This is a genomic window from Neobacillus drentensis (assembly GCF_036962765.1).
GTDB lineage: Bacteria > Bacillota > Bacilli > Bacillales > Cytobacillaceae > Neobacillus > Neobacillus drentensis_C.
Map to the genome: position 1 here is coordinate 1 of NZ_JBALOS010000194.1, position 17156 is coordinate 17156.

Annotated in this window: 17 protein-coding genes; 2 read left to right on the top strand and 15 right to left on the bottom strand. The window is 39.2% G+C overall.

All coding sequences use genetic code 11. The annotated features are described in order from the left end of the window. Positions 1–434: 434 nt before the first annotated feature. Positions 435–569, top strand: coding sequence for a hypothetical protein (locus V7137_RS21945; protein WP_335700036.1), 135 nt, complete (start codon positions 435–437; stop codon positions 567–569). A gap of 55 nt (positions 570–624) precedes the next feature. On the opposite strand, the gene V7137_RS21950 is transcribed toward V7137_RS21945, so the two are convergent. The 6 genes from V7137_RS21950 to V7137_RS21975 all read right to left on the bottom strand — a co-directional run bounded on the left by V7137_RS21950 (position 625) and on the right by V7137_RS21975 (position 5456). Continuing rightward, entirely contained in the window at positions 625–1395 is a 771-nt protein-coding gene (locus V7137_RS21950; RefSeq protein ID WP_335700037.1) for a class I SAM-dependent methyltransferase, read from the bottom strand. 113 nt (positions 1396–1508) lie between these two features. Continuing rightward, complete coding sequence (locus tag V7137_RS21955; RefSeq protein WP_335700038.1) at positions 1509–2261, bottom strand: exodeoxyribonuclease III; 753 nt, start codon at positions 2259–2261, stop codon at positions 1509–1511. Positions 2262–2372: 111 nt separating this feature from the next. Further along, the gene (locus tag V7137_RS21960; protein WP_335700039.1) at positions 2373–3179 is read right to left on the bottom strand and encodes a divergent polysaccharide deacetylase family protein; all 807 of its coding nucleotides are present in this window, start codon (positions 3177–3179) and stop codon (positions 2373–2375) included. A 94-nt stretch (positions 3180–3273) separates the two neighbouring features. Continuing rightward, positions 3274–3714: a peptidylprolyl isomerase gene (locus V7137_RS21965; protein ID WP_335700040.1), complete on the bottom strand. Its 441-nt coding sequence runs from the start codon at positions 3712–3714 to the stop codon at positions 3274–3276. Positions 3715–3955: 241 nt separating this feature from the next. After that, positions 3956–4408 (bottom strand): CBO0543 family protein, encoded by a 453-nt coding sequence (locus V7137_RS21970; RefSeq protein ID WP_335700041.1) that lies wholly within the window; start codon positions 4406–4408, stop codon positions 3956–3958. Then, positions 4335–5456 carry a DUF2515 family protein gene (locus tag V7137_RS21975; RefSeq protein WP_420490161.1) on the bottom strand — a complete coding sequence of 374 codons (1122 nt, stop codon included), beginning with the start codon at positions 5454–5456 and terminating at the stop codon, positions 4335–4337. Before V7137_RS21975 ends, V7137_RS21970 begins: the two co-directional genes overlap by 74 nt. A 90-nt stretch (positions 5457–5546) precedes the next feature. Here V7137_RS21975 and shc point away from each other — a divergent pair, with 90 nt between their 5' ends. Continuing rightward, on the top strand, positions 5547–7415 hold the full coding sequence (gene shc, locus V7137_RS21980; protein ID WP_335700043.1) for a squalene--hopene cyclase: 1869 nt from the start codon (positions 5547–5549) through the stop codon (positions 7413–7415). 271 nt (positions 7416–7686) lie between these two features. On the opposite strand, the gene V7137_RS21985 is transcribed toward shc, so the two are convergent. The 9 genes from V7137_RS21985 to V7137_RS22025 form a co-directional block, all read right to left on the bottom strand. Further along, complete coding sequence (locus V7137_RS21985; RefSeq protein ID WP_335700044.1) at positions 7687–8193, bottom strand: mismatch-specific DNA-glycosylase; 507 nt, start codon at positions 8191–8193, stop codon at positions 7687–7689. Positions 8194–8253: 60 nt separating this feature from the next. Continuing rightward, a complete protein-coding gene (locus V7137_RS21990; RefSeq protein WP_335700045.1) occupies positions 8254–8838 on the bottom strand; it encodes a YitT family protein in 585 nt (194 codons plus the stop codon). 121 nt (positions 8839–8959) lie between these two features. Beyond that, positions 8960–10285 (bottom strand): Na+/H+ antiporter NhaC family protein, encoded by a 1326-nt coding sequence (locus tag V7137_RS21995; RefSeq protein WP_335700046.1) that lies wholly within the window; start codon positions 10283–10285, stop codon positions 8960–8962. 159 nt (positions 10286–10444) lie between these two features. Next, positions 10445–12316: a ribosomal protection-like ABC-F family protein gene (gene abc-f, locus V7137_RS22000; RefSeq protein WP_335700047.1), complete on the bottom strand. Its 1872-nt coding sequence runs from the start codon at positions 12314–12316 to the stop codon at positions 10445–10447. A gap of 159 nt (positions 12317–12475) precedes the next feature. Continuing rightward, positions 12476–12610, bottom strand: a complete 135-nt coding sequence (locus V7137_RS22005; RefSeq protein ID WP_335700048.1) for an RAxF-45 family protein — start codon at positions 12608–12610, stop codon at positions 12476–12478. A 221-nt stretch (positions 12611–12831) separates the two neighbouring features. Further along, positions 12832–13245 (bottom strand): hypothetical protein, encoded by a 414-nt coding sequence (locus tag V7137_RS22010; RefSeq protein WP_335700049.1) that lies wholly within the window; start codon positions 13243–13245, stop codon positions 12832–12834. 46 nt (positions 13246–13291) lie between these two features. Next, on the bottom strand, positions 13292–14743 hold the full coding sequence (locus V7137_RS22015) for a S1C family serine protease (RefSeq protein WP_335700050.1): 1452 nt from the start codon (positions 14741–14743) through the stop codon (positions 13292–13294). Between the two features lie 163 nt (positions 14744–14906). After that, positions 14907–16307 (bottom strand): HAMP domain-containing sensor histidine kinase, encoded by a 1401-nt coding sequence (locus V7137_RS22020; protein WP_335700052.1) that lies wholly within the window; start codon positions 16305–16307, stop codon positions 14907–14909. After that, entirely contained in the window at positions 16297–16998 is a 702-nt protein-coding gene (locus tag V7137_RS22025; RefSeq protein WP_335700051.1) for a response regulator transcription factor, read from the bottom strand. Before V7137_RS22025 ends, V7137_RS22020 begins: the two co-directional genes overlap by 11 nt. Between the last annotated feature and the right edge of the window lie 158 nt (positions 16999–17156).

Consider the following 17156-nt stretch of genomic DNA (forward strand, 5'->3'; position numbering starts at 1 on the left):
TTAGTTTTCAAAGAACAAATCTAGTATTCTTCTTCACTAACCAATCAAGTGATTAGCGACATTTGTTATATTAACATAAGGTTTTTCGGATGTCAACTTCATTCAAAACAATTTAATCAAATCTTTTTAACTAAGTTATTTCGTTTCAGCGACAATGAATATAATACTACTCTCTCATCCATTCGTCAACTATTTCTTTTCTATTTTTTATAAGTTAAGTAACACTATATTAAACTTTCAGTAATCAATGATCATATAATTCATTCTCCCCTTATGATTTTAGAGTAAAGAGTGATTTAACCATGAATTGCTGGACTTGCATTAATCATCAATAATTACATACCTATAGAAAAAGATTAAAAATTGGTTTAGATTCCTTTGTTTAGGAAAAAATACATTTGTATTTGTGTAAGCAAAAAGGAGATGACACCTGCGTGAGTATGGATTATAGGAAAAGAGAAGATGAAAATATCATTACTCCTGTAGATCATGAGCAATTAAACCAATCGGTTTTGGATGAGAAATTGCCTGAGTTTGATGTAATTGGCACAGCCCTTAACGATGTTTAATTCGTAAAAAACCCTTTGCAAAAAGAGGCATCCTCTCTTTATGCAAAGGGTTTTTTCATCTTTTAATTGCTTTTAAAACGACAGCTTCACCCTGAAATGAGATGACTTGATCATTAACGATAGAGACCTTAAATTTCTCCTTTATTTTCGGGGATGCCTTTTTGATGTAAACGGAAAGGTTCTCTTTTTCATTTTCAGGTAAGTTCATTCGGTTACACCATGATTCATATTTAAAGGTTTTTTCAAAGCGGTGCAATTCATATATTTCAAACCCATTAAATTCAAGCATTCGGAGCCACTCACTCTTTTTCCAAGCTCGAAAATGACTGTAATCCCGACATTTTTCAATTGAATTATAAAAAAGGTCATAGTCATCTTCTTCTGGAACCATATTATCATCAAGTAAAAACTGACCCGATGGCTTTAGAACGCGATGCACTTCTTCAACAAACTTATTCACATGAGGGAAATGGTGGGGAGCAATCCGACAAGTGACAATATCAAATAGTCCATCTGAAAACGGAAGATTTTCAGCATCCCCTATTTTAAACTCGACATTTTGATAACCATTCCCTTGAATGAAATTTTTAGCTGCATTTAACATTTCAGGTGTTAAATCCAATGCAGTAACTTTTTTCACCAACCGAGCAAAAGCATTGGCTGTATGTCCTCCACCCGTCGCAACATCGAGCAGTTCTTCATGGCCGTTGATTGTTGTCATTTGAATAAGCTTTTGTAGGTCTTCCCCATCTTTATGAATTGCACTGCTTACATATGAATTTGCGCTTTTTCCAAACTGTTTCTTCACATCTTTTTTAATATCCATGTCATTTCCCCCTTCGTAAACTTCTATATAATTAACTATAATGGGGGTATTCCATAAAGAAAATGACAGGTATTTTATGATTTACAATAAGAAAAACTAATCGACTTGAACGATCAATTGATTTCAAGAAAGACCGGACAATGGTCGCTTCCCATTACATTGCAATGGATGTCCACATTTTTGAGACGTTCACGCAATTTTTCCGATACGATAAAGTAGTCAATTCGCCAGCCAATATTTCGCTCCCGAACTTTAGCCATATATGACCACCAAGTATAAGCACCTTCTTGATCTGGATAAAAATGACGGTAGCTGTCAATATAGCCAGCAGCAAGTAAAGAGGTCATTTTTCCCCTTTCCTCTACCGTAAACCCTGAATTACCAAGATTGGATTTGGGATTACGCAAGTCAATTTCCTGATGGGCGACATTCAAGTCCCCACAAAGGATGACGGGTTTCTGTTCATCCAATTCCTTCAAATACTGAAGAACCCGATCTTCCCATTTCAGTCGGTAACTGATTCTTGCTAAATCTCTTTGAGAATTAGGGGTATAGACATTTACCAAGTAAAAATCCTCAAACTCTAAAGTAAGAATTCTTCCTTCGTCTTCAGAATCATCTGCCCCAACCCCATATCGAACAGACAGCGGCTTGATTTTGGTAAACACTGCGGTACCGGAATATCCTTTTTTAATGGCATAATTCCAGAATTGATGATATCCGTCCAACTCCAGAGTAATTTGTCCTTCTTGTAATTTCGTTTCCTGCACACAGAAGATGTCTGCATCCACTTCTTGAAAATAATCGAGAAACCCTTTTTTGACACACGCCCTAAGGCCATTGACATTCCAAGATACTAATTTCATCGTGACAATTCCTTCTCCCTTATTGACAATTTTATTAATTGTTTTTGGAGACATTTTATCAGTAAAGGAGGAATTGGGAAAGTAATATGAATACGTGTTAAAAGGCAGTGGTTAGCTGCCTTTTTTAAATGGTATAAAGAACTTTTCTGCTGATTTGCCGGAAAACAGGTTAGAAGCAGGGACTATTTTTATTTTTCGTTTTTTGAATTCGTCCATCGATTGGAATACCCCGATTGAACATACCTTCCCTGTTACACCGACATGCCCGATTGCAATTCCTGATCCTTTGATTTCAGTAACCTTCGCTAGTCTTAGCATTTGTTGCTGGACATGGGAAGAGGAGGAAATATCGTCTAGAAATACATCTCGTTTGAGGATAGGGACACCTAACTCTTTAGCTATTTCCGGAAATTTTGTCTGTGGACTCGTGGCGCTATCGATTATATATAATCTGTTTTCCTTAGCTACTTCCACGATTGCACGAACTATTTGTTCGTTTTCAACAGCCAGTGAACCCATATGGTTATTAATACCGACAGCATATGGAACATCCTTAATTGCATCCTCGACAATTTGTCTCACTTCAGAAGGTGAAAGATCTACCGTAATCGGCCTTGGCCCTAGCCAGGATCTTTTCCCTTTTTTTGGTTCCATGGATAAATGTATCATCACTTCGATGCCATATTTATGCGCCCATTCCGCATGTTCAGTAGAGTTTTCTTGAAAGGGCATAACAGCTGCAGTAATCGGGATGTTTCCTTCGAGGAAGTCCCGTACTCCACCCATACCACCACCGAAATCATCAATGATAATCGCAGCCTTTAGTTCTTTAGGTGCCATTTTTTCGGCCGAAGTCGGTTGTTGAAACAATAACATACATACTAGAAATGTAATGAGCAATGAAACATATTTTTTCATAATGACCCCCAACTTGAGCTATTTGAGGTTAAGTTGCCCTATTGAATCTTAATTTAGACAAAAAAAGAGAGCTGCAAGAGCCCTCCTTAGTTACCTATTCTTCGTCAAATATCTTAACTTCTTCCATTTTATCGCCGTTGCGCATTGCTTTAGCTGTTTCAAGTCCTGAAGTTACTTGACCAAACACAGTATGAACACCGTTAAGATGTGGTTGTGATTCATGAACGATAAAGAACTGGCTGCCACCTGTGTTTCTTCCTGCATGCGCCATTGATAGGGAACCAGGAACATGCTTGTGAGGATTTCCTTCTGTTTCACAATTGATTGTATAACCAGGACCGCCCATTCCAGTACCTGTTGGATCTCCACCCTGACTTACGAAACCAGGAATAACACGATGGAATACGACTCCATTGTAAAAGCCTTCATTCGCTAATTTCTCAAAATTTTCTACCGTACCAGGTGCTTCATTTGGGAATAAATCAAATTCAATTTTTTCGCCATTTTCCATTTTTATGTATCCTTTTTTTGCCATTAGAAAACACTCCTTTATGTAAAAATCATTTTTATCATACACTTTTCAATGAAGAAAATAAAGTCTGGCACACCAATTTGTGTCGATTGGTATATTTCTGCCTTGGCTGTGATACTATAATAGTACCCCTTCCGACATTCGCTTGTTGCGGGACACTTAACCACTGTACGGACGGAAGGGGCAAGGTGTAACGAATGATTACATCGCAAAAAGCCGAGATGAAAATCTCGGCTTTTTGTTGTTAACCTTTTCGATTTCCTATCCAGCAGTAAAATACATAAATCGTCGATAAAAATAGCAGATACCCAAAAAACGAATAAAGATGTTCCCAGCTTTCCGAGTGTTTAAACAAGCCCATAACTTCTGCTAATTTTTCCATAATCGGCACTAAAAGACTGATAAAAACAATTAAGCCTGCCTTCCCCCATTTATTTACCTGGTCCATAACCCAAAGAAAAACAAAAACCAAAACGGGCAGGACCACTAGAGTAAATGCAATATTAATCGAAAAAATCGTTGGCAGTGGCCTCTTCGGAAATTGATAGAGATGTTTCCCTACGAAAAATAGGTCTAAATACGTAGCTAGCAAACTAGCTAAAAACACTGCAGCTAGGGTTGGGTTATTCCAAAATGGAGATCGCTTTTTTGGCGATGGCTGCAAGTTCGAGTCGTTCAAGTGTTTTACAGTATTCATTTTTTATCTCCCCGTCCATTTTTTCATGGTCCTCCAGTAAATAATCCACTACACGATTATTTTCAAACCAGTCGCCTTTTTCAGCCTCCGGTTGACTGACATTCTTCCAAGAGTTTTCAAGGCTTGGACTATAAATCTTCCCTGCCCGCGGCCTAAGTTGACAAGCTTTTAGTCGGGGTTGATAGGCAAACCCTGGAATCCCTTCGTTGATGTTATTAAAAATATGCGGCCAGTAATCCTTCCTTGATCCCGTATGTGGATGCGCTCTTGCCCAATCTACTACATCCTTTAAACGCTCCTTTTTGTTAAATAAGATTGTATATAATCTTTTTCCTAGTAAAATTCGTTGATGTAATGACTCAAACTGATGCAGGGTTTGCCCGGCAAGGTTTCTTTTTCCATACGGAAAGAGGATATGATTAAGGTTCAGCAGGTCCTGAAGGAGAAATTCAAATTTAGTTAAGACTCCTTTTTGATAAAGTGGATTTTGAACCACACGTTTCTCCAAATAACTTTGTTCATTGATAACGAGCGCGATTGCAAGGATGTACGGTTCATGGTTGAGCCAAAAATGATTCCAAATCGTTTCCATAAAGGTAGAAATACCTAAACAAGCACATAAATGAAACAGTGGTTTATTTTGCTTTAAACTTTCCCTGTACAGCAAAAATTGCGGATAAACGTCCTGGAAAATCAACCAATTGCCACGTTCTAAAAAAGCAAAAAACATTTCTCTTTCTTTTTTCGAGAGCAAACGGGGGAGGAATTCTCCCTTTAAATCAGTCATATTCCATCCGCCATTGCGAGAGACCATGTGTCCAAGAAACGCCCAATGGATTTCAGGATGAAGAAGGTAAAATTCGAGGTAGGCTTTTGTTCTTGTGACATTATTTAAATTATGCTCCTCGGTCTCTGTTCTGATTTTTTCTAACATTGCCCCTTCTGCTTTCGTAAACTTTGAAGGCAAATCAAATAGTTTGCTCTTTTTCTTTAATTGTTCCCTAATCGTTTCGAGTGGGGACTTCTCTCGATTTCTCGTAAAAAATATGGCACATTACCTCCTTTACGAATTCTCCTTCCACCAATGGAATATGTATGAATGTGAATAATTTACTGGGAGAGGAATGAGAACTTACTTATGATCAATACTAGCAATGGCATCGATTGGCTTATTGATAGGCTTCGAACAGATCAAACTCCCGACGGTTCTTGGAACTACCCCTTTGAAACAGGTCTGTCTACAGATGCCTATATGATTATTTTATTGCGGACCTTGGAATTAAATGATGAAGATTTAATTCAAGGCTTGGTTGCGAGAATCTTTAGTAAACAAGAGAAGAATGGGGCTTGGAAGCTCTTTTATGATGAAGGGGACGGTAATCTAAGTGCGACAGTGGAAGCCTATTACGCTTTGTTATATTCGGGGTATGCCAAGAAAGACGACAAACGTTTGCGAGCAGCGAAAAGATTTATTTTATCGAAAGGCGGCTTGGAGGAAGTAAGTATCTTTACAAAAGTGATGCTTTCTTTAACTGGCCAATATGGGTGGCCAGATTTTTCTCCTCTTCCGATTGAATTTATCCTCTTACCACACTATTTTCCAATTAATTTCTATTCCTTTTCGGTCTTCGGCCGGGCCAATCTAACGCCAATTATTCTACTTGCCGATAAAAAGTTTTTTATCAAGACAGAGAAAAGCCCTAATCTTTCAGAGCTACACATACACCGGCATCGGGATAGCGCGTGGTTTCGTTCATCTGAATATCGTTCATTATTTTCGTTTATCAAGGATGGTGTCAAAAAATTAATGGGCCTACCAGAACAGCTCCATCTGTTAGCGGTGGAGCGTGCTAAGAAATATATGCTCGATCACCTTGAACCTGACGGCACCTTTTATAGTTATTTCAGCTCGACTTTTTTGATGATTTTTGCCCTGCTCTCACAAGGATATAAGAAAACAAATCCGGTGATTACAAAGGCCGTGAATGGATTGCTTGCCATGAAATGTGAAATCAACGGTTATCCCCATATGCAGTATACCACGGCAAATGTTTGGAACACTTCATTAATTGGTTATGCCCTTCAGACCGCGGCTGTTGCCACAGACGACCCGATGGTGACGAAAGCCAATCATTATCTGTTAAACCGGCAGCATCACAAATTTGGGGATTGGGTGATTCATAATTCGATGACTTTGCCAGGAGGTTGGGGATTTTCTGATGTAAATACGATGAATCCCGATGTCGATGATACCACAGCGTCACTTAGATCTATTTCAAGAAATATTCCACAAGAAAGAAATGCCTGGGACCGAGGAATTGACTGGCTTTTGTCGATGCAAAATGATGACGGCGGCTGGGGGGCATTTGAAAAAAATACAGATACAAACTTGTTTGAATTCCTTCCGCTTGAAAAAGGGGAATTTTTACTGACAGACCCCTCTAGTGCAGACCTTACAGGGCGAACCATAGAATTTTTGGGGAATTACACGAATTTATCAAGGGACCATAAAGCGATTAAGAAAGGGGTCAACTGGCTGCTAAAAAATCAATTGAAGGATGGTTCTTGGTATGGAAGATGGGGGATTTGTTATCTTTATGGAACGTGGGGAGCAATTACCGGGTTAATGGCTGCCGGAATCCCTGCCAGTCATTCGGCCATTCAAAGGGCTGCGACCTGGTTAATAAGGATTCAAAATGAGGATGGCGGCTGGGGAGAGTCATGCCATAGTGATAGCGAAAAAGCATATGTGCCTTTACAATCAAGCACTATAACGCACACAGCCTGGGCACTTGATGCCCTGATTGCTGCTTCAGAAAAACCTACACCACCAATTCAAAAAGGGATCACTTATTTATTATCCTCGCTTGAAAAAGAAGATTGGACTACCGCTTATCCCATGGGGCAAGGGATGGCCGGTGGTTTTTACATTCACTATCACAGTTATCGCTATATTTTCCCACTTATTGCTTTTTCCCACTATAGGAATAAATTCGAATCGAAATAAAAAGCGGAAGCGCCCGTTTAGCGGCGTATGGACTGGAGCGCTCCAACCGAGATAAAGGAAACACGGAGCTATAGTCGATTCGATGTTGACTTATCGTAGGCAGTAAAAATTCTTTAGAATTTTTACGTGGAGAGCGAAGTACACTAGCCGCTGGGCGCTGAAGCTGGATTCAGAGAACTAAATTAAAATATCCACAATTAATTATTTTATAATTTCTTATACTATGAAAAAAATAAAACATCGCTGGGCGGTAAATAAACCCGTCGATGTTTTATTCTGATAGAAGTGGGACAAGCCCTTTATAGATGTCGATAATTTCCTCCATCTTCATTCGAACCAGACCACTCGAAGATGGAGCAACGAAGTCAATAACCCCAGGGATAAAGCCATTGGTTTGCCTTCCCCACTGAATTACTTTTAACCCGCTGTATTGTTGATAAACTCCTTTCCCCACAAAGCAGACTACCTTTGGCTTTAACCGCTCAACCTTCTGCTTTAAGATTTCTCTTCCTTCCGCATACTCTTCTTTTGTAATTTCATCCGCTGCTTTTGTCGGTCTTTGAACGATATTCGTAAAGCCAATACCTAGATCTAAAAGTTTTTCATCTTCCATTGCTTCATATTTCCGTGGAGTTAATCCTGCTTCGTATAATATTTTCCAAAAACGATTGTTTGGATTTGCATAATGATGCCCTAGTTCACTAGAGCGAATACTTGGATTAAAACCAACAAATAAAACCTTTAAATTTTCCTTGAGATGATCACTAATGGGTTTCATAAAAAATCTCCTTACTTACTATCCTTTAGACGTATCTATTTTACCACTCATATGTAGTAATTACCTTATTTCGGTTTGCTCCATGTAAATAGTGGTAATTAGACTCGCCATCATTCCTACAATCGCAACAATTGCTAATGAATAAAGTAGTTTCATATCTTTGAGGAGGAACAAACCAGTCATAATAATGACAGCATCCATTAAAAACATGATTACACCAACATTCACGTTGGACCATTTTGCGATAAGCAGTGCAAGCAGGTCCATACCGCCTGGACTAATATGATTTCGGAGCATTACCCCAACCCCACTCCCGATGATAACTGCACCAACAATAACACTGCTGATAATGGGCATATGAACCATTCCATTTAAGGGTTTGAAAAGTTCAATCATAAGACCAGAACATATTGCCCCTATGACACCGTTAATAAAATAAACGGGGTCCGTTTTAAATGCAAACATGTAAACAGGGGTACTCAAAACGATAAAACTGATTCCCACTTTAAAGCCCCATAAATATTTTAACAGCAGACTAATCCCTAAAAACCCTCCATTAATTAAATGCAAAGGTAGAATAAATGCGTTTATACCAATTGCAATCATCGTACTTCCGAATCCGATTACCGCCAATTTTTTCAGCATGTGATCATCCCTTGTCCCAATTCTTTATTACTACATATATGAAAGAATAAGGATCTTCATTCGAAGCATTTCACCTTGTACTACAAAAAGCAAAAAACGGAGCCACAATGGACTCCGTTTTTTAAACGTTTGCTGTTCGTTTTTCTTTCGATTTTCGAACTTGTTTTACCAAGGAAACAAGCACAGTTAATAACGGTAAGATCCATAAAAACAGCGCATAGGGCAGATAATTCATGATTGGTATACCGACGATTGTACTGCACATAATGGCAAGGACACTCCATGGTACCACACCTGGAAATAACATAGTCGTATCCCCCATGACTCTTGCTAACTCTTCTTTTCCATATTTACTAGACCAATGAGGAAGAAAGGACCTCCCAGTGAGAATGATAGGAAGCGTTTGATTTGCCGCTATTAACGTGATCAAAAAGGTGGCCAGCATCGTTTTAAAGGTGTCACCAGTTAGAGATCTAGATGATTGTAACCACTTATCTAAATAAGGCTGAATGACATTCATTTCTTCCAAAAGACCATTATATGCTCCTGCCAGTGCTAAAAACAGGAGCAATTCGTACATGTGAAGGAACCCACCGCCAAGCCCCTCGACACCATCCCACAATGAGAAAGCGAGTTTTGGCCCTGTTGTTCCGCTGAAAAGGGCAATGACTGCTGCAGACAGAATACTAGTTATAAAGGCATAAACGATACTGATTCTAAAAAGAACAAATGTGATTAAGATAACTGGCGGGATAAATTTAATGACTGAAAGTTCCTTCCACCTGAATTGTTGCTGATTAGAAGCATCTGTTTCAGTAACCAGATAGTCCGCAACTCCATAAAAACAAAAGCAAAGAATAATGGCCGCGAGCGTAGTAAAAAGCATCGCCTTCCATTGTCTTTTTACAGGTAATTCAACCGTATGGGACAAAAGTTGATGGGCACTTGAAAATGGAGAGGTCCGATCGCCAACAAATGCTCCTGAAACCAAGGCGCCAGCCACCATGTCAACTGGAAGCTCGAGAACGATGGCAGTCCCAATTATGGGTATGCCAATTGCGCTTAATGTCCCAACAGTTGTTCCAAGAAGCATCGAAAAGATCATTGCGCTGAGAAAGGATAAGAGTATGAAATGCTCTGGACTAATAAAATGCAGGGCAATTTTCACCATTTGCTGAATGGTACCTGCTAAATACCAAGATGGGAGTAAAAAACTCACTAAGAACAGGATTAAGATGACGATCTTTGTTTTGTTAACACCCATTATACTTATATGTAGAATCTGTTTTATCGTTAACTCTTTACTCTTTGCCAAAAAAACAAGCACGAGGTAGCCTGGAAAAAATCCGGCCACAAGCGGATGTTGAAAAATAACGGACCAAACCACCCCTGTTAATGTTATAAGCAAAAGCAACAACACTTGCCTTAATGAAAAATGAAAATCCATAAGAACCCACCCTTTGTTTATGAAACATATTCATTATAAGGAAAAGTTCCCCTTTCGAAAAGCCAAAGTTTACACACAAAGAGCCGCAAACGGGCGGCTCCATTGTTCGTTAAAAGGTATTATAAACACGTCACACCCTATTTTGTTGCTATTACCTTCTTAGATGATTTCTTCTAGTTGTTGGTAGAGACGGTCACGGTTATTTTCCTGCAACTCCAAATCATGATAAATCTTTTGCAGCAATTTAAGTTCGCTTTCTTCTCCAAGCTTTTGTTTCAGAAGTTGAATTTCTGCTTCAATTTGCTCAATTTTTTCCTCAATCACATCTGCCCCATCTTCTTCCACTTTCGATACTTTTGGCAGGGAAGTTTTGGTCAACGTCGGCTTTTCCGTTTGTTTTATCTCAATCTTTTCATCCAGCTTCCCCTTTGCCCAATCATAGTTACCATCGAAGTAGTGAACTGTCCCATCCTGGAGCCAGTAAATTTTCGTAAAAAGCTTATTGAGAAAATAGCGATCATGCGACACAGCTAAAATGGTACCATTAAACTGTTCCAGCGCTTCCTCTAACACTTCACAGGAATCAATATCGAGGTGATTGGTCGGTTCATCCAGAATCAGAAGATTGATATCCTGGTACATTAACTGGGCAAGTCTAAGTCTCATTCTCTCCCCGCCGCTAAGTTGACTCACTTTGCGGAATACCGCTGGGCCGTAGAATAAAAACCGGGCTAAAATATGACGCGCCTCTCCTTCATTGACGACTACCTCAGACCGAAATACGTCAATCAGCTGTTTATCGCCAATATCCGTAAAGACATGCTGTGACAAATAGCCGACTTTTACATTGCCCCCAACCTTTACAACACCTTTATCAGGCTCGATTTCCCTAAGAAGCATTTTTAATAGCGTAGATTTGCCAGTGCCGTTATCCCCGACAATTGCTGCTCGGTCCCTATATTGAACAAACATGTTTACTTGGTCAAACAGAGTCCTGTTTCCAAAGCTCTTCGAAATATCCTCCATGACGATCACGTCTTTACCGCTTCGATCATTGGCTTCGAAATCAATCGCCATTTTTTTGACATCTATCTTTGGGCGTTCCAGTTTTTCAATCCGATCCAGTGCCCTTTGCATATTTGTCGCCCGTTTATGAAGGGAGGCACTTGGTGGATTTGCGCGGTTTGCCCAGTCACGTAGGCGCTTAATCGCTTCTTTCATCTTTTTTATTTTCTTCTGCTGTTCTTGATATTCCTGAAATTCTCTTAAGAGCCGCTCTTCTTTCTCTTTCACATAGCCGCTAAAATTCGTATGGTACAAATCAATTTCTCCATCTTCCATTTCCAGCACTTTCGTGACCACCTCATCTAAAAAGTAACGGTCGTGAGAGATGAGAATAATCGTTCCCGTATAATCCTTAAGGAAGGCGCCTAGCCATTCAATCGCCTTCAAATCTAAATGGTTGGTCGGTTCATCAAGCAACAGAAGTTCTGGATTTTTCAATAAACTCAAGCCCAGCCCAACTTTGGTTTTCTCTCCGCCGCTTAATGATGAGAAGGTTTTATCAAGCAGATCTGTAATATTCAAGCCGTTTGCAATCCGGTCCAATTGGGCATCCATTTCATAGCCGCCATTTAAGATAAATTCATCTTGGAGCTTTCCATATTGATCCATTAATCTTTGGAGGGCACCCGGAGCAATTTCTTGCCCCATTTCAACTTCTAAATACTGAAGTTTGGTTTCGGTTGTTATTAATTGCTCAAAGGCTGTTTTTAAAACTTCTTTACTAGTTAGCTCTTTGAAATCAGGTATCTGGGCCAAGTATCCGATCTTTAGACCCTTTTTCCAATGGATAACCCCTTCATCAACTGTTTCCTGATTAGCGAGTAACTTCAATAACGTCGTCTTACCGCCTCCGTTCCGGCCAACCAGACCAATCCTGCTCCCCTCCTGTACTTCAAAGGATAAATCTTTAAATATAATATTTCCGCCAAATGATTTATCAATATGATTAACGCTGCAAATGATCATGTTCATTCTCCTTATTAATAAAAATTAAGATGAACACTCTCTTTAACATAAAAAGCCGCGGGCATCTTTTACGACCCGCGGCTTTTTAAATTGGGCATGAAAAAAGAGTGCAAAAGGTGCACTCTCTTCCTACCTATTTATAGTGGGTAAAGAGATGTGTTATTGTTCCATATTCATTTTGTAATTTTGAAAAAAGGGCAGACTACCCCCTTTGAAAACTACACCATGAAAAATTGCACGATAAATATTAAGTGCTTCCAGCCAAAGTAACCGTGCAAAAATAGAACGTTTCATCTCTTCCCCACCTCCGTTTCAAATTAGTTATTTTAATTGTAAATATTTCTAATAACGATTGCAAGCCTATTTTTTCTGATTAATCTAAAGGTTGGGAATTAATTCTGCCGATTGGAGCAGGTATTCCGCCAACTCCCGGGTGAATTCCGCCAAAACTATTGATTATTCCGCTACACTCCAAAAAATTTCCGCCAACTTGTCACTTTTTTCCTCCAACAAGTTTAATGAAGGTACTTTTTACGAGAACCTAGCCTTTTGCGGTAAACAAACTTTCTGAAATCATCCTCTTTTAAATTCCCGTCGTAGATTAAAAATAGTAAGGATTGATATTCTGGATACCGCTCCATGACAAAAAGGGCGAACTCCTTCCGTTCACCCTTTTGTTTCACTTTAAACTCTTCTTGGTTACTAATTTCTTCAATTTTCTTTTCATAATAGGCTTTCGTATCTTCCCACTTTTCCTTGCGCTTCTCCAACACATCTCGGGCATACTCAGGTAATTTCTCAATCACAAGATCAATATAGCCTTCTGACCACATAATCATTTTATCTTTTTCAGGAAGCTCAAAGACCATATTCATTAATTCAAGATCATCTACTGTCTCTTTTGCTGCAAATTTTCCGACCTTGTTCATCTTTCCACCTCAAGACCAATTTGGAATGGTCTTATCTTACCTCAAATCACGCACCACTATTATTCATTATTTTTGCGGTTAACGTCATCCGTTTTCCATCACGGTAAACTTCAAATTTAATTTCCTCCCCTGTCTTAACCTTCGAGTATAAATATTTTCTTAGTTCTGAGGAATTAGCAATGTCAGTGCCATTCATGGATACAATGACATCCTTCGGTTGGAAACCTGCTTTAGCAGCTGCTGAGTCAGGGTCTATATTCATGACCAAAACGCCTTTTTTGATATTGTTGGGCAGGTTTTGCCAGTACATTTGCGGAACTTGATCAAGATCGGCAAGTCCTACGCCGAGATATGGACGGTCAATCTTACCATTCTCTATTAATTGATTCACAATTGGAATCAGGTCATTACTTGGAATGGCAAAGCCTAATCCTTCGATACCACTTTCAGAAATTTTTAAACTATTGATCCCAATCACTTGTCCTTGAGGGTTAATTAAGGCACCCCCGCTGTTCCCAGGATTGATTGCTGCATCTGTTTGAATAACGTTGGTATCCCAGTTTCCAGCAGAGGTTGTAATGGCAATACTACGGTTCGTGGCACTCACAATCCCTTGAGTAACTGTTCTTGAAAGATCGAGTCCGAGCGGGTTACCAATTGCATAGACCTGGTCACCCGGGCGGAGTGTAGATGAATTACCAAAATCAGCTGTTGCAGTTACGTATTTGGCATCAATTTTTAAGACAGCAAGATCAGTTAAAGCATCCGTACCAACCACTTCAGCTGTCGCCTTTTGACCGTCAAACAAAGAGACTTCAAGTTTCGAGGCACCTTCGACTACATGGTTATTAGTAACAATATAAGCAGAGTCATTATTTTTTTGAAAAATAACCCCCGATCCCGAACCGCTTTCCACACTTTGTGAAGAGTTAGGATTACCATTGAAATTATTCTGTTGTTGCTGATAATTGACAATCCCAACAATGGCTTTAGATACCTTTTCAACCGTATCCGCAATCGAATTAGCAGATGCTGCTGTGGGCTGAGCCACCACTGGCTTGACAGAAGTTCCTTGTTGAGAGATTGCCTCCTGATTCTCTTCTGTCGGGAAATGATTTTTAATGTAGTCTGTGTGAGGCAGAATTGCTAATGTTAGGACAGACCCAATTACCCCTGCAGCAAGTGTAGACGCAAATCCTTTTGCTTTTCGTTTTTTCGTATTCCTTTCATCCACCTGATGAGTTGTCCGTGTTTGTTCCAATTCTGAAGCTAATCTTGCTTCGCTTGTCGTTTCGAAATCAGTTGTTTCATCTCGAACCTCACGATCCTGATAACTATTTGTTTCTACTGTCAGCGTTGCATCGACTGCATGTGTATTTATTTCAGTATGGCTGACACTGATGGTATCCAATGATGGTTCTTCTGCTTTTATATTTTTAGTCATCTCAGATGAATTTGATTGACTTGTTTCGAATTCCTTTTCATTTTTAAATTCCATCACATTCAAACTCCTTTATGCATGTTTTATCTTGTCTTTACTTTAACGGGTAAATCTTAAGAAATTATTAACAAACTATAACGACTTAAAGAAATAACTGCGAAATTTTGTCCTATTCGCACAAAAAAGCTGCAGGCACCAGCCCGCAGCTATAAGATGATTTTTATAGTTTAATGACGAATTTTGTTCCTTTGCCCTCTTCACTGAATACATTAATTTCACCATTATGAAGGAGAACCAATTGCTTAACAATCGATAAACCTAACCCAAATTCACCATAAGGGTTACTAGTCCTTGATATATCAGCCTTATAGAAACGGCGCCAGATATTTTCTATGTCACTCGGATCGATGCCAATCCCAGTGTCTTCCACTTCGATAATGGTTGACTGAGCCTCCGTTCTCCCTCGCAGCCAAATGGTTCCATCCGTGGTAAACTGAATGCTATTTTTGGTGATGTTAATTAATATTTGAATCAGACGGTCATAGTCAGCATTGACCATGACCTCTGGTTCAGCCTCAATTATAATTTGATTATTTTTATCCTCTGCTTGTAGCATTAATTGTTCCTGAATAATTTCAAATAACTCCAGGAGCTGAAATTCTTCTCTGTATAACCGTATTTGATTGGACCGTATTTTGTCATAATCCAAGTTTTCATTAACAAGACGAATCAGTCTTTTTGCTTCCTGACTCACTAGATTTATGCCACGTTCTTTATCTTCTTCTGGTATCATGTCATTTTTCAAACCTTCGATTACTCCGCTAATAGTTGTCAGCGGGGTCCTCATCTCATGAGAAACATCCGATAAAAATTGTCTCCGTCTATTTTCTAGACTTTCAATCTCCTCCATCGAGGTATTAATTTTATCGACCATGTGATTAAAATCGTTCGCTAATTCACCAATTTCATCAAAATTGGAGAAGGAAACGTGGACATGATAATTCCCAGACGAAACTAGGGACGTTGCTTCGCGGAGACGTTTAATCCGGTTCACATGAATCCTCGATAAAAACCAACTTAGTAGAAACGACACTCCGAGTGCAATCAATATCGTGTACAAAATAAACTGATTGACACGGTGAATCATAGCACTTGAACCACTAATCGGAGAGGTTAACAAAATCCCTCCAATAAAATTCCCCTTATCAAGATACGGCAATACAACAAAGGTAACCCCTTCTTGGCCGAACCGTTTAAAATCACTATTCACTACCAAGGTTCGACCTTTAGAGATCCGATCCCAATCTTTGTCGGATAAGCCTTGAATAGCCGGGCCCTCTTTTCCGACTGCGTAAAGATTCCCAAATTGGTCAAACATACTAAAGCTCATTTTTCTGGTCGCTAAGACGGAACTATAGCGATTAATAATGGACTCCGTTGCTTGCGGCCTTTGTTCAATCTCTGCCAGGATGGACTTTCCATAAGTAATCAACTCGTCAGCTTTGTTCTCATAGACCAAATTCTCAACATAATGAGCAAATAAAAGACTCAATACTAAAAAAGCCACAATAATAATACTAATATGGCTGAAAAACTGTTGGTAAATGTATCTAAACTTCATCGGTTTTGATTGACTCATCAAACTTATATCCTACCCCCCATACGGTATGGAAGAATGGCTGTGCGGTTGTTTCAACTTTTTTCCGAAGCCGTTTAATATGAACATCAACTGTTCGTTCGTCACCATAGAACTGATAACCCCAAACCCTCTCCAGCAATTGCTCTCTTGAAAACACTTGACGGGGATGTTCAATCATATAGTAAAGTAAATCAAACTCTTTTGGTGTTAAGTTTGTAACTTGGGTTCCGTCCACTATCACTTCCCGCGTATTTTTACTGATTCTAAAATGGTCCGTCTGAATATAATCATCATTTCCCTTTGGGACTTGGGTTTGAAACCGGCGTGTAACAGCCTTAATTCTTGCCATTAATGTTAGGGGGCTGAAGGGCTTGGTCACATAATCATCTGCCCCCATTTCTAACCCGAGCACTTGGTCTGACTCACTATCTTTTGCTGTTAACATTATAATTGGAACAGTATATTCTTCTTGCCTAATTTTTCGGCAAATGGTTACACCGTCCATTCCAGGCAGCATCCAGTCAATAATAAGCGCATCCCATGTACCTTCTTTAATACGGTGATACCCTTCAAGGCCGTCATTCACAAACTCCCCATCAATGCCTTCCTTGGCAAAAAACATTTCGATCATGGAACAGACACTTTTATTATCTTCAATCACTAATATTTTCAATTTTGTTCAACTCCTACTGAAACATAAAGTCTTCTTTTTATTAAGTTTATCTCAAATTTTAAGCATATCAACTATAAATACAATTCTTCCCTACTAATTAATAGTTTGTTCATAGTTTATTAATATTTGGCCTGTTAATCATGCCTGTTGATTTCCGC